Annotated in this window: 12 protein-coding genes; 6 read left to right on the top strand and 6 right to left on the bottom strand. The window is 53.7% G+C overall.

What is annotated here, in order from left to right; translation table 11 throughout:
- The first annotated feature begins 11 nt into the window (after positions 1-11).
- Positions 12-1,511: an inorganic phosphate transporter PitA gene (pitA, locus tag AAGR08_RS00305; RefSeq protein WP_141400270.1), complete on the top strand. Its 1,500-nt coding sequence runs from the start codon at positions 12-14 to the stop codon at positions 1,509-1,511.
- Positions 1,512-1,691: 180 nt separating this feature from the next.
- On the opposite strand, the gene uspB is transcribed toward pitA, so the two are convergent.
- Positions 1,692-2,027 carry a universal stress protein UspB gene (gene uspB, locus AAGR08_RS00300; protein WP_008108136.1) on the bottom strand — a complete coding sequence of 112 codons (336 nt, stop codon included), beginning with the start codon at positions 2,025-2,027 and terminating at the stop codon, positions 1,692-1,694.
- 418 nt (positions 2,028-2,445) lie between these two features.
- On the opposite strand from uspB, the gene uspA reads away from it, so the two are divergent.
- Positions 2,446-2,883 carry a universal stress protein UspA gene (uspA, locus tag AAGR08_RS00295; RefSeq protein WP_097095741.1) on the top strand — a complete coding sequence of 146 codons (438 nt, stop codon included), beginning with the start codon at positions 2,446-2,448 and terminating at the stop codon, positions 2,881-2,883.
- 194 nt (positions 2,884-3,077) lie between these two features.
- Here the strand turns inward: uspA and rsmJ are convergent, their stop codons facing one another.
- The 3 genes from rsmJ to AAGR08_RS00280 form a co-directional block, all read right to left on the bottom strand.
- On the bottom strand, positions 3,078-3,827 hold the full coding sequence (gene rsmJ, locus AAGR08_RS00290; RefSeq protein WP_097095740.1) for a 16S rRNA (guanine(1516)-N(2))-methyltransferase RsmJ: 750 nt from the start codon (positions 3,825-3,827) through the stop codon (positions 3,078-3,080).
- An 8-nt stretch (positions 3,828-3,835) separates the two neighbouring features.
- Complete coding sequence (prlC, locus tag AAGR08_RS00285; protein ID WP_345827869.1) at positions 3,836-5,878, bottom strand: oligopeptidase A; 2,043 nt, start codon at positions 5,876-5,878, stop codon at positions 3,836-3,838.
- A gap of 216 nt (positions 5,879-6,094) precedes the next feature.
- Positions 6,095-6,520 (bottom strand): hypothetical protein, encoded by a 426-nt coding sequence (locus AAGR08_RS00280; protein ID WP_320204472.1) that lies wholly within the window; start codon positions 6,518-6,520, stop codon positions 6,095-6,097.
- Positions 6,521-6,830: 310 nt separating this feature from the next.
- Here AAGR08_RS00280 and AAGR08_RS00275 point away from each other — a divergent pair, with 310 nt between their 5' ends.
- Both AAGR08_RS00275 and AAGR08_RS00270 read left to right on the top strand, forming a co-directional pair.
- On the top strand, positions 6,831-7,673 hold the full coding sequence (locus tag AAGR08_RS00275) for a 23S rRNA (adenine(2030)-N(6))-methyltransferase RlmJ (RefSeq protein WP_097095738.1): 843 nt from the start codon (positions 6,831-6,833) through the stop codon (positions 7,671-7,673).
- A gap of 37 nt (positions 7,674-7,710) precedes the next feature.
- On the top strand, positions 7,711-8,523 hold the full coding sequence (locus tag AAGR08_RS00270; RefSeq protein WP_345827868.1) for a CPBP family intramembrane glutamic endopeptidase: 813 nt from the start codon (positions 7,711-7,713) through the stop codon (positions 8,521-8,523).
- Here AAGR08_RS00270 and rnz read toward each other — a convergent pair.
- Positions 8,520-9,431, bottom strand: coding sequence for a ribonuclease Z (rnz, locus tag AAGR08_RS00265; RefSeq protein WP_097095736.1), 912 nt, complete (start codon positions 9,429-9,431; stop codon positions 8,520-8,522). The two genes, AAGR08_RS00270 and rnz, sit on opposite strands and share 4 nt — an antisense overlap.
- A 249-nt stretch (positions 9,432-9,680) precedes the next feature.
- On the opposite strand from rnz, the gene gorA reads away from it, so the two are divergent.
- Positions 9,681-11,033: a glutathione-disulfide reductase gene (gene gorA / locus AAGR08_RS00260; RefSeq protein WP_345827866.1), complete on the top strand. Its 1,353-nt coding sequence runs from the start codon at positions 9,681-9,683 to the stop codon at positions 11,031-11,033.
- Positions 11,034-11,139: 106 nt separating this feature from the next.
- Here gorA and dinD read toward each other — a convergent pair whose 3' ends face one another.
- Positions 11,140-11,997 carry a DNA damage-inducible protein D gene (dinD, locus tag AAGR08_RS00255; RefSeq protein WP_345827864.1) on the bottom strand — a complete coding sequence of 286 codons (858 nt, stop codon included), beginning with the start codon at positions 11,995-11,997 and terminating at the stop codon, positions 11,140-11,142.
- Positions 11,998-12,350: 353 nt separating this feature from the next.
- On the opposite strand from dinD, the gene AAGR08_RS00250 reads away from it, so the two are divergent.
- The gene (locus AAGR08_RS00250) at positions 12,351-13,283 is read left to right on the top strand and encodes a nucleoside recognition family protein (RefSeq protein ID WP_345827862.1); all 933 of its coding nucleotides are present in this window, start codon (positions 12,351-12,353) and stop codon (positions 13,281-13,283) included.
- The last annotated feature ends 38 nt before the right edge of the window (positions 13,284-13,321 follow it).

Raw genomic sequence — 13,321 nt, 5'->3', positions numbered from 1 at the left:
GCGTAACGTTTATGCTACATCTGTTTGCTGGTCTCGACCTCAGTACCAGCCTGTTACTGATTCTTGCTCTGCTGTTTGTATTGTTTTACGAAGCAATCAACGGTTTTCACGACACTGCTAACGCGGTTGCGACTGTCATTTACACCCGTGCGATGCGGGCGCAACTGGCGGTTGTCATGGCTGGCGTTTTCAACTTTTTAGGTGTTTTGCTTGGTGGATTGAGCGTGGCTTATGCCATCGTTCACATGCTTCCGACCGATTTGCTGTTGAATGTCGGTTCGGCCCACGGCCTCGCCATGGTCTTCTCCATGCTGCTCGCCGCGATTATCTGGAACCTTGGCACCTGGTATTTAGGTTTGCCGGCGTCCAGTTCTCACACATTGATTGGCGCTATCATCGGTATTGGGCTCACCAACGCCCTGATGACCGGCACCTCGGTGGTTGATGCACTCAACCTGCCGAAAGTCATCAATATCTTCCTGTCCCTGATTCTTTCGCCGATTGTCGGTTTGGTGATTGCAGGCAGCCTGATTTTCCTGCTGCGTCGTTACTGGAGCGGAACCACTAAGCGTTCGCGCATCCACATGACACCCGCCGATCGTGAAAAAATTGATGGCAAGAAAAAGCCACCGTTCTGGACGCGCATTGCTCTTATCGTTTCAGCGATTGGCGTGAGCTACTCACACGGCGCGAATGATGGGCAGAAAGGCATTGGTCTGATTATGCTGGTGCTGATCGGCGTGGCGCCGGCGGGCTTTGTGGTGAATTTGAATGCATCAGGTTATGACATCACGCGCACGCGCGACGCGGTAAACCATCTGGAACAGTATTATCAGCAACATAACGACTCGCTGGCGCATATGGTGCAGCTTGCACCGCCTGTTGTGCCAACGCCGGAAGAGTCAGTCGGCGGCCCGCAGGAGTTCCATTGCGATAGCAGCCGCGCGTTGCAGGCCATCGATCGTGCGCAGCTGCTGCTGAATAACTTGCAGAGCTACGATCAGCTGTCGGTTGATCAACGCGGTCAAATGCGTCGTCTGTTGCTGTGCGTTTCAGACACCGTAGATAAAGTCGCCAAGCTGCCGGAAACCAGCGCCGACGATAAGCGCTTCCTCAACAAGCTGAAAGGCGATTTGCTGGGCACCATTGAGTACGCGCCTATCTGGATTATTGTTGCCGTTGCACTGGCACTGGGCATCGGTACCATGATTGGCTGGCGTCGCGTGGCTACCACTATCGGTGAGAAAATCGGTAAGAAAGGCATGACCTACGCGCAGGGTATGTCAGCGCAGGTGACGGCCGCGCTGTCGATTGGCGTGGCCAGTTACACCGGTATGCCGGTTTCCACCACGCACATTCTGTCGTCGTCGGTGGCCGGTACCATGCTGGTCGATGGCGGTGGATTGCAGAGTCGCACCATCAAAAATATCGCCATGGCGTGGGTATTCACGCTGCCGGTGTGTATTTTGCTGTCGGGTTCGCTTTACTGGATTGCACTGAAATTAATTTGATGGATACCCTAAATAATTCGAATTGCAGGAAGGCAGCAAGTGGGTGAATCCCCAGGAGCTTACTGAAGTAAGTGACTGGGGTGAACACACGCAGCTAACGCAGCTGCAACTCGAAGTATGACGGGTATGGGGGCGACAGCGATGTCGCCCTTTTTTATTGCCGTTATTTATTGCCGTTATTTATTGCCAGATTGCCATCGCAATCAGGCTGACAACCACCAAAAAACAGAGCCCGCTGGTCAGCACGAACTGCCCGCGCACGCGTTCGCAGCGGCGAATAAATTCGTCGTCATGATGATCGTGATAGCGCTTTTCCCAGATATAGCGCACCAGCCGCACCTGCTTGCTCGGCTGACCGTGTGAAGTAAAGAAACCCGCGCCATCCACATATTGATATAACAGCGGATCGCAACCGCGCAAAACGGCCAATAGTGAGCGCAAAGAAGAGAAGTAGCGCGCCATATTCACCAGACAAACCACACACAGAGCCCAAAAAAGCGCGATAGTGCTGATCATGTTCCCCTCCCGGCTGGAGCCGCAACGACGTCAAACGCAGCGGGGAATTGCTGTAGACGCCGCACGGGAAATAAACCAGCCACTGAATGATTCCGATTGCATTGTTGTTATGCGAACCTGAGTGCGCAACGCATACCGCTGTGGCACTTATTTTCAGTGTAGGAGATCTGTTCAATTTTTTTCCAGCGATGATTTTCGTTCAGTGCGAGTGAAAAACCCGATAACGCTTGATCTTCCTCACAAGCGAACTTTCGCTTGCAGCATTTGTTAACAACTCTGGCTATACTCAGGGCATAACAAGAACCGCCTGCAAGGCTGAAACTATGGTTGGTGGCGCTTCATCGCCGTTTGGCGCAAAGGACATCGCCTACCGTGAAAGCAGGAAGATCGCCCCCAAATCTTGAGAAGGAGTTTTATCATGGCTTATAAACACATCCTGATTGCAGTAGACCTTTCCCCGGAAAGCCAGTTGTTAGTCGATAAAGCCGTTTCGCTGGCCCGCCCTTACGATGCGAAAATCTCGCTGATCCACGTTGATGTTAACTATTCTGACCTGTACACCGGGCTGATTGACGTTAACTTGGGCGACATGCAAAAACGCATCTCTGAAGAGACGCACACCGCACTGAAAGCGCTTTCGATCAATGCCGGCTATCCGATCAGTGAAACGCTGAGCGGCAGCGGCGATCTTGGCCAGGTGCTCGTGGACGCGATTAAGAAATATGATGTGGATTTGGTGGTGTGTGGTCACCATCAGGACTTCTGGAGCAAACTGATGTCATCAGCGCGCCAGTTGATTAATACCGTGCATATCGACATGTTGATCGTGCCGCTGCGCGATGAAGACGAAGAGTAAACCGTAGGGTCGGCATTCATGCCGTAATGCCGCTCACTTAAGCAAAAAAATGCCTGTTTATGCAGGTGCGCATGAATGCGCACCCTACGAAAACCCGGCGATATCCACGTAGGGTCACCATTCATGGTGACCGATTCATGCTTGACTGACGAGCATTACGGCATTCATGCCGACCTTTTTCAATACCGCACGATCTACACCAGCGGCGGATAAATATCAAAACGATGGCTTTTGGTCACCACCGCATCTTGCGTCACCACGCCTGCTAACGGCGGCGCGTAGTCCGGACGTTTCACCACGATACGCTTCTTCGCCAGCTGCCGCGCCGGTTCCAGCAGCGCATCGGCATCTTCATCGGGCCCCACCAGCGACTGAAACACGCGCATCTCTTTCTTCACCATCGCGCTTTTCTGCCGATGCGGATACATCGGATCGAGATACACCACATCCGGTGCAGGCGTGATATCACTGAGCGCCTGCTGGCTCACCACGTGCAGTAGCGTGAGCCGCTCACGCAGCCAGCCGCCGATTTCCGCATCCTCATAGCCACGGCGCAATCCATCCTCCAGCAACGCCGCTACCACCGGATGCCGCTCGAGCATGCGCACACGGCAGCCGAGCGACGCCAGCACAAAGGCATCGCGTCCTAAACCTGCGGTTGCATCAATCACATCAGGCAGATAGCCACTTTTGATGCCCACCGCTTTCGCTACCGCTTCGCCACGACCGCCACCAAACTTGCGCCGATGCGCCATGGCACCTGACACGAAATCGACAAAGATGCCGCCCAGTTTCGGCTCATCCAGCTTACGCAGCTCAAGGTGCTCAGACGTTAAAACCAGCGCCATCGTTGCCTGTTGGTCTGATTGCAAACCCCAGCGCTGCGCCAAATGTAATAAGGCGCCGTCTCCGGCGCCTGTTTCATCGATTAAACCAATTTTCACAAGCCGGTTTATCCCTGAATTCCGTAATGTTCCAACATCGCATCCAACTGCGGCTCGCGGCCACGGAAGCGCTTGAACAGCTCCATAGGCTCTTCAGAGCCGCCGCGCGTCAGGATGTTATCGAGGAACGATTGCCCGGTCTGACGATTAAAGATGCCCTCTTCTTCAAAGCGCGAATAGGCATCGGCCGCCAGCACGTCGGCCCACAGATAGCTGTAGTAGCCGGCAGCGTAGCCGCCCGCGAACACATGGCTAAAGGCGTGTGGGAAACGTCCCCATTCCGGGCTTGGCACCACGGCAACCTGCTTTTTCACTTCGCGCAACGTTTCAAGGATTTGCGCGCCTTTCGCCGGGTTAAACTCGGTGTGCAGACGGAAATCGAACAGGCCGAACTCCAGCTGACGCAGGATAAACAGCGCCGCCTGATAGTTTTTTGCGGCCAGCATTTTATCCAGCAATTCTTTCGGCAGCGGTTCGCCGGTTTCGTAATGGCCGGAGATAAATGCCAGCGCGTCCGGCTCCCAGCACCAGTTTTCCATAAACTGGCTCGGCAGCTCGACGGCATCCCACGGCACACCGCTGATGCCAGATACGCCCGGCGTTTCGATGCGCGTCAGCATATGATGCAGGCCGTGACCAAATTCGTGGAACAGCGTGATCACCTCATCATGGGTGAACAGCGCCGGTTTGCCTTGTAACGGGCGATTGAAGTTACAGGTTAGATACGCCACCGGCTTCTGCAGGCTGCCGTCGGCTTTACGCATCTGGCCAACGCAGTCGTCCATCCACGCCCCGCCACGCTTGTGTTCGCGCGCATAGAGATCGAGATAGAAGCTGCCGCGCAGCTCGCCGCTCTCATCGAACAGATCGAAGAAGCGTACATCCGGATGGTAAACATCCACATCCTTACGCTCTTTCGCGGTGATACCGTAAATGCGTTTTACCACCTCAAACAGGCCACTCACCGCACGCGCTTCCGGGAAATACGGGCGCAGTTGCTCGTCGCTAATGGTGTAGAGATGCTGTTTCTGTTTTTCGCCGTAGTAGGTCAAATCCCACGGATTCATTTCGTCGACGCCGAACTCTTTTTTGGCGAAAGCGCGCAGCTGAGCCAGCTCTTTTTCACCCTGCGGACGTGCGCGTTTAGCGAGATCGGTAAGAAACTCAATCACCTGCGCCGGGTTTTCCGCCATTTTGGTGGCCAGCGATTTGTCAGCGTAGGAGTCGAAGCCCAGTAGCTGAGCCAGTTCGTGGCGCAGCGCCAGCTCTTCCGCCATAATCGGGCCGTTATCCCATTTGCCGGCATTCGGGCCCTGATCGGAAGCACGGGTTGAATAGGCGCGGTACAGCTCTTCACGCAGCGCGGCGTTATCGCAATAGGTCATCACCGGCAAATAGCTTGGAATATCCAGCGTCAGCAGCCAGCCCTCTTGCTCTTTGGCTTCAGCCTGCGCTTTGGCTGCAGCCAGCGCGCTCTCCGGCATACCCGCAAGATCGGCTTCATCGGTCACCAGCTTGCTCCAGCCCATGGTGGCGTCGAGCACATTGTTGCTGTAAGTCGAGCCCAGCTCGGACAGGCGCGCAGCGATTTCGCCATAGCGCTTCTGTTTCTCTTTATCGAGACCGATACCGGACAGCTCGAAATCACGCAGGCTGTTATCCACCGCTTTCTGCTGCGCAGTATCAAGGCCCGCGTAGCTCTCGCCCTCTTTCAGGTTGCGATATGCCTGGTACAAACCTTCGTGCTGGCCAACCCAGGTGCTGTACTCAGACAGCAGCGGCAGCGTTTGTTCGTAAGCTTCACGCAGTTCCGGGCTATTTTTCACCGAATTTAAATGGCTAACCGGCGAGAACAGGCGACCTAAGCGATCGTCAACTTCAGCCAGCGGCTGTACCAGATTTTCCCATGTGTAAGGCGCGCCTTGCGCCACAGCGCGTTCTACCGCGGCACGACAGTCGTTCAGCGCTTCGGTAACCGCAGGAACCACATGTTCAGGTTTGATGGCAGAAAACGGGGGAAGCGTAAAAGACGTGAGTAACGGATTGGTCATAAGCGCAGTCCTTTCATGATGGAGTTGAGGCGCGAGTACTCGCGCGACGCAATCTACCTAACATGCGGCTTGATAGCATGAAAATCAATGCCGCTAAGGATGGACCGGCGAAGAAAAGCTCGCCACAAGGCGAGCTGAAGCGTATTTGAGCGAAGAGGGATAGGAATCGCGTTGCATAGCGCTATCCACACCGACAACGGGCAATCAATGCAGGTGTTAGCCAGCCTGACGAATAATCAGTTGTGATAGACGATTTTTAATACGGAAGCACAACTCACGCGCCTGGAACTGATAACGTGGCATCACTAAATCATTAATATCTGCGCCAATCGATTGTTTAATTTGCAAATATTTATGGGTTTGTGCGTCAATTTTCTGCAGTTCCGCATTGAAATTGGCATATGACACCTTGCTATAAAGACGCATAGCATCCAGCTCTTTACGGCACTGCTCCATGTTGCCTGAAAGGCCATCGGTCAATGGCGCAGCCTCAGGTTGAGCGGACGGTGAGACCACAACGGATGTCTCTTGTCCTACTGGAGTATTTTGCGCAACAGGCTGTGCTGCCGCAGCAGGCGGCGTGACCAGGCTTTGCACGGGTTGTGGTTTCGCGCAGCCGGTAAGTGCCAACAGACTTGCCATTGCGACACCCGTTATTTTATTCATCATTTTCACCAGAAGTTGTTAAAGGTGCTTTAAGCAAAAAAATCTCCTGCCAGAAACACCTGGCATTTCACTTCGGCGCGTTGAATTGCAGCGAAAATTCGCGTACTGGACAATGGCATGGCAAAAATTTCCCACAACAAAACGCATCGCAAGCCGCTATAACGACACCTGGTCATAAAACTTAAATCACCCACGAAACGTCAGCAATTTTTACCCAGCGCGGCTATAATCGCGCCACACACGATGTATAGACTCCCTTTGATCCAACCGCGGACCCCTCTTTTTTATGCTGAGTTATCGCCACAGTTTTCATGCCGGCAACCATGCCGACGTGCTGAAACATACCGTTGAAAGCCTGATCCTCACCGCTCTGATGGAGAAGGAAAAACCTTTTCTCTATCTGGATACGCATGCTGGTGCCGGACGTTACCTGCTCAGCGGTGAGCACGCCGAGCGTACCGGTGAATATCTGGAAGGCATCGGCCGCATCTGGCAGCAGCCGGATGTGCCTGAGCTGCTGAAGCCGTATCTCTCGGCGGTGCGTAACCTTAATCCGCATGGCACCTTAAAGTATTATCCCGGCTCACCGTTAATTGCCCGCTTCCTGCTGCGCGAAGAGGACAAAATGGAGCTGACCGAGCTGCACTCCAGCGATTATCCGCTGCTGCGCACCGAGTTCAGCAAAGATGCCCGCGCGCGCGTAGCGCGTGGCGACGGTTACCAGCAGCTGAAAGCCAAGCTGCCGCCGCTGAGCCGCCGCGGTCTGATTCTCATCGATCCACCGTATGAGATGAAAAGCGATTATCAGGATGTGGTGAAAGGTATTCAGGAAGGCCACAAGCGTTTCGCCACCGGCGTGTTCGCCCTGTGGTATCCGGTTGTCATGCGTCAACAGATCAAACACATGATCAAGGACCTGCAGGCCACCAATATCCGCAACATTCTGCAAATTGAGCTGGCAGTGCGTCCAGACAGCGATCAGCGCGGCATGACGGCTTCCGGCATGATCGTGATTAACCCGCCGTGGAAGCTGAAAGCGCAAATGGAAGAGCTGCTGCCGTGGCTGCATCAGAAGCTGGTACCTGCTGGTACCGGTCACTTCAGCGTCACGCAAATCGTGCCAGAGTAGGTTCGCGTAGCGCCGTCAGCCAACAAGGACAATTACCATGTGGATCATTCTGGCTGGCGCGCTTGCTATGCTGTCGCCCGCCAAACGTTTTTCCGTACTGCTGCTCACGCTGGCCACTATTCTGGGTTTGTTTCAGGATGTGCTGGATTGGCCGGCGATGACGCTACTCGGCGCCATCGCCGTTATCGCGTGGGTTCGCGTCGAAAACAGCGCACGCTGGATTCAGCTGGTCAGCGAAGCCCTGCTCGTTGCCATTGCCGTCGGGCTGTTTCTGCACTTTTTCCCCGGTTTCAACAATCCGCGTCAGGTAGAAGATGTGCAGGCCGGACCGCTTAGTGCGCCCTTCAGCTTCTCATATAACTTCGATAAGGCGCTGATTCCGTTTGTGTTGCTCATCTGTTTGCCGCAGCTGTTTCGCACTAAGGCCGCTCCGCCGCGCTACAAGATATTGTGGCTGGCGCTGCTGGCGGCGATTCCGCTGCTGCTCTATGTCGCGGTGCAGTTGGGTGGCCTGGCCGTTGAACCCCATTGGCCGGAATGGTTGGGCAGTTTTGTGCTGGCGAACGTGTTCTTCGTTGCGCTGGCGGAAGAGGCATTCTTTCGCGGCTATCTGCAACAGCGTTTGCGCCAACACATCGGTGCCGTAGCTGCATTGTTGCTGACGTCGCTGCTGTTCGGCCTGGCACACTTTCCCGGCGGGCCGTTACTGATGATTTTCGCCACCCTGGCCGGGCTGATTTACGGTCTGGCGTGGCAATGGAGTGGACGCCTGTGGGTCGCCACCGGCGTCCATTTCCTGTTCAACATGACGCATCTGCTGTTTTTCACCTACCCGGCGTTACAGCACTAAACCTCGAATACCGCGAAATCATGTGCCAGCTCGGTCGCAGCAAACACCGACTGGCACTCCGCCAGCAGTTTCTCCCGATCCTTTGACAGATAGCGCGAGCTGAAATGCGTGGCGATCATCCGCTTTGCTCCTGATTGTTTTGCCACTTCAGCCGCCTGAACGGTAGTTGAGTGGCCGCGCCCGTTGGCTTTTTCAACCAGCGCCGCCTCCAGCGTGGTTTCATGCACCATCACATCCGCGTTGGCGGCCAGCTGCAGCGCGACCTCGGTGGGCGCAGTATCGCCAAATATCGCCAACACTTTACCTTTGGTGGCCGGCCCCAGATACTCCGCGCCGTTGATTTCCCGACCATCGTCCAGTTGGATGCGTTTGCCCGCTTTCAAATCCTGATACCACGGCCCGCGCGGTACGCCTTCGGCTTTGAGGCGTGGCGCATCAAGGAAGCCCGGCTTGTCGTGCTGCTCAATGCGATAGCCGTAGCACTCAATCACATGATTCATCGGCCAGGCGGTGACGCGGAACTCGCCATCATCCAGCACCAAACCGGCTTCAATCTCGACAATTTCCAGCGGATAAGAGGTGTATGAGCCGCTTAAGCTGAGCGCCGTCTCAATAAATTGCCGAATACCTTTGGGACCGTAAACCGTCATGGGATCAAGGATGCCCGCCATCGAACGGCTGGTGAGCAATCCCGGCAGGCCAAAGATGTGGTCGCCGTGCAGATGGGTGATAAAGATTTTTTCCAGCTTGCCCGGCTTGAGCGCCGAGCGCATGTACTGATGCTGCGTTGCTTCACCGCAGTCGAACAGCCAGGTTTCGCCGCGTTTCGACAGCGTCAGCGCAATCGCGGTGACATTACGTTGCAGGCTGGGCGCACCGCCGCCGGTGCCGAGAAAAGTCAGTTGCATATTCATTTCCTTTTGACGAGTAGCACCCGTCATAATTCATGTTGTAGGAAGGCGGCAAATCCTTTAATCCCCAGGAGCATAGTTCACTATGTGACTGGGGTTAAAGGATGCAGCCAACGCGCCTGCGGCTTGAAGTATGGCGGGTTTCGGGATTCAACCCTATTACATTCATAGGTGCAATCTTTGCGCGCCTCACGCCTCAAGCGTTAAACTCTATGCCAATTTTCTTCCAACAGATGGACATAACGGATGACCAGACATTTTGACTACCTCGCCATCGGCGGCGGCAGCGGCGGTATCGCCTCGATTAACCGTGCCGCGATGCACGGCCAGAAGTGCGCGCTGATTGAAGCGAAAGAGCTGGGCGGCACCTGCGTCAACGTCGGCTGCGTACCGAAAAAGGTGATGTGGCATGCGGCGCAAATCGCTGAGGCTATTCATCTTTATGGGCCAGATTATGGTTTCGATACCACGGTAAATCGTTTTGACTGGTCAATTCTGGTGAAAAACCGCAGCGCCTACATCGATCGCATCCACAGCTCATACGATAACGTGCTGGGTAAAAATAAGGTTGAAGTGATCAAAGGCTTCGCGCGCTTTATCGATGCCAATACCGTGGAAGTGAACGGCGAAACCCTCACCGCCGATCACATCCTCATCGCCACCGGCGGTCGTCCAAGCCATCCCAACGTGCCGGGCGCGGAATACGGTATCGACTCTGATGGTTTCTTTGAACTGGATGCATTGCCGAAGCGCGTGGCGGTTGTGGGTGCGGGTTACATCGCCGTGGAGCTGGCCGGCGTGGTGAATGCGCTGGGCGCAGAAACCCACCTGTTTGTACGTAAGCATGCGCCGCTGCGCAGCTTCGATCCGCTGATTGTCGATACGTTGGTTGAGGTGATGCAGGCAGAAGGTCCAACGCTGCACACCGAATCGATTCCGAAAGCGGTGATTAAAAACGCCGACGGCAGCCTGACGCTGCAGCTGGAAAGCGGTCACGAGCAAACCGTGGATTGTTTGGTGTGGGCAATTGGCCGTGAACCGGCAACCGATAATCTCAATCTGGCGGCAACCGGCGTGAAGCTCAACGACAAGGGCTATATCAACGTTGATAAGTTCCAGAACACGAACGTCAAAGGCATTTATGCAGTTGGTGATAACACCGGTGCGGTTGAATTAACGCCGGTTGCGGTGGCGGCAGGTCGTCGTCTTTCTGAGCGCCTGTTTAACAACAAGCCGGATGAGCATCTGGATTTCAGCAACGTGCCGACCGTGGTGTTCAGTCATCCACCGATTGGTACCGTAGGATTGACCGAACCGCAGGCGCGCGAGCAGTACGGCGACGATCAGGTGAAGGTGTATAAATCCTCCTTCACCGCAATGTATACCGCTGTCACCCAACATCGCCAGCCGTGCCGTATGAAACTGGTGTGCGTAGGTGCGGATGAGAAAATTGTCGGCATTCACGGTATCGGCAACGGCATGGATGAGATGCTGCAAGGCTTCGCGGTAGCGCTGAAAATGGGCGCCACCAAGAAAGACTTCGATAATACCGTGGCGATTCACCCCACCGCGTCCGAAGAATTTGTGACGATGCGTTAATATTCGGTTTATTCAAATCGGACAGATATTTTTAAGAAAACATCAGGATGATGAAACATCCTGATGTTTAGTAAATTTTAATTCGGTGCTTTTTCAAGAATCAGTTTTAATCGTCCCCACCCTCTTTCTCGAGCTTGTCAGGTTTGATGAGTGATTTCTTTTCAGCGGAAGCCAACCTACGCTCAACTTTTTTGACATCTTCAGCAGCCGGTAGACTTTCTGGTTTAATGCCGCGATTGAGTAATGTTTCTCTTACTGCTTCGTTATTATTAACGTGCTCACCCGATATTTGCTGCTCACTTTTCATCTGTAGCGTTCTGGCGTTATGAATAGTAATTTCTGTTGCGAAATCCTTGGCCTTTAAAATAATGGTTGGTGCGAAATCAGCTAAAGGACGACTTTCTGGCACATTCCACTGTGCTTTCATAACTTGTGTGCTTCGGTTGAACAGTGCGAAATCGCCTTTACTTCGGATAAGGGCAAAATTCTGGCTTCCACCCGTTTGTTCGTAAATAACATTTGAAAGTTCTTTTTCTGTTCCACTGAGTTTTTTCCTCGCCTGCACTCGCTCAGTTTCTAACAGCCTACGTTCAATCAGTTCAGCTTTACGGGTCTGCATTGCGAAGTAAGTCTGGGCGAATGCAATCTCCTGCTTTCTGGGATCGCCGTTTTGAGCAATCAGATAACATGCATAACGCGTAAGCATGACATCATCAATCTCGCGCTGCCCCCCTTTGCCTAGTTCGATCATTTTCCCGACGTCGGCAAAATGATCCAGCACCTCATGACCTGAAATCTCGCAAGCCGTTTTGGCTTTCAAAATCACGCTTTGAAAATTATCCCATTTGCTATATCCCAGCAGATGTTGCACATCTCGCGCTAACCAGAACTCCACGCCAGTATCAGTTTGCTGGGAGCAACCTTCAAAAGCATCGGTTAGCATTTGAATGTGACTATTTTCCATATGTTCCCCCTATAATTCATGTCCGCATCTCACTCAGCGGATCAAACTGCACAGCTTAAGTCTAGTTCGGTAGCAGACCTGTCTTGTTTATTCACTACTCAACCATCCACGTAACGGATAAGATTTATTCCTTTACGGGCAGCCCCTTGCTTAATGCTTTTTCACTCGACATATGAATACCGATATCTCATAGCGCATATTCCGTAGCGGCGCGATTTATCGCGCAATGAATTGCGTCGCTACGGAAGGTGCATTCATTGAGGTTGGTGTGTCACTGAACGTCTTTAGGCACTACTTTGCCTATTTAAATATTTTTTCGGGGACAACGGTGTGAACACAGGTCTGAATCTGGCATGAATATTATCGATATCATTATGTCTGCGGGAAAAGCCTCAGTGGACGTTGCGCTCTACACCTTAATTCCCATTATGGTAGTGATGTTATTCATCATGAAATATCTGGAAGTCAAAGGTCTGTTGGATTTTGTGGTGCGGCATGCCACGCCGCTATTAAAACCGTTCGGTATTACCGGGCTGGCTTTTTTTGCCATGATTCAGCTTAATTTCGTCAGTTTTGCCGCCCCGCTGGCGGCGCTGGCGATTATGGAAAAGCGCGGCACTTCGGATCGTCATATGGCTGCCACGCTGGCAATGTTATTTGCCATGGGCCAGGCCAGTACCTTCTATCCACTGATTCCGGCGGGATTGCACTGGAGCACGGCGCTGATCGTCTCCATCTGCGGTGGCGTACTCGCGGCGGCAGCCACCTATCACCTTTTTGGCCGCAAACTCTCTGATGCCGCGCTGCTCAACGAGGATGAAGCCGTCACCCATCAAGAAAGCAAAATCGGGCTGATTGGCATCATAAACAGCGCCGGTTCCGATGCCATTCGCCTGGCGATGGGTTCACTGCCGATGTTGATTATTTCGTTATCGGTGGTGGGTATTTTAAAAGAAGCGGGCGGCATCGAAATGCTGACGCGCCTGCTCTCGCCGCTGCTGGATAAGCTGCACATTTCCGACGTCTACATTCTTCCAGCGCTGACAAAATGCCTGGCGGGCGGCACCGCCTATTACGGCGTGGTGGCGGGACTGGTGGAGAAAGGCTTATACAGCGCCCATAACATCAACGCCTCGGCAGGTTTGTTGATTCAAACCTTCGATCTGCCCGGCATTGGTATTTTCCTTGGCCTTTCAAGCCGCTTCCCGCGCCTGTTCCGCTTCGCCGTTCCCGGCATTCTGCTCGGTATCGCCCTGCGTGCTACGGTACACGCCATCCTATTCTGAGTCTTCATGGCGCTGAATATCCTCTTCAGCACCCTGTG

This window comes from Pantoea sp. BRR-3P, from assembly GCF_039621635.1.
GTDB lineage: Bacteria > Pseudomonadota > Gammaproteobacteria > Enterobacterales > Enterobacteriaceae > Pantoea > Pantoea floridensis.
The sequence above is the reverse complement of the archived record's forward strand: the minus strand, read 5'-3'. Positions and strand labels throughout refer to the sequence as shown.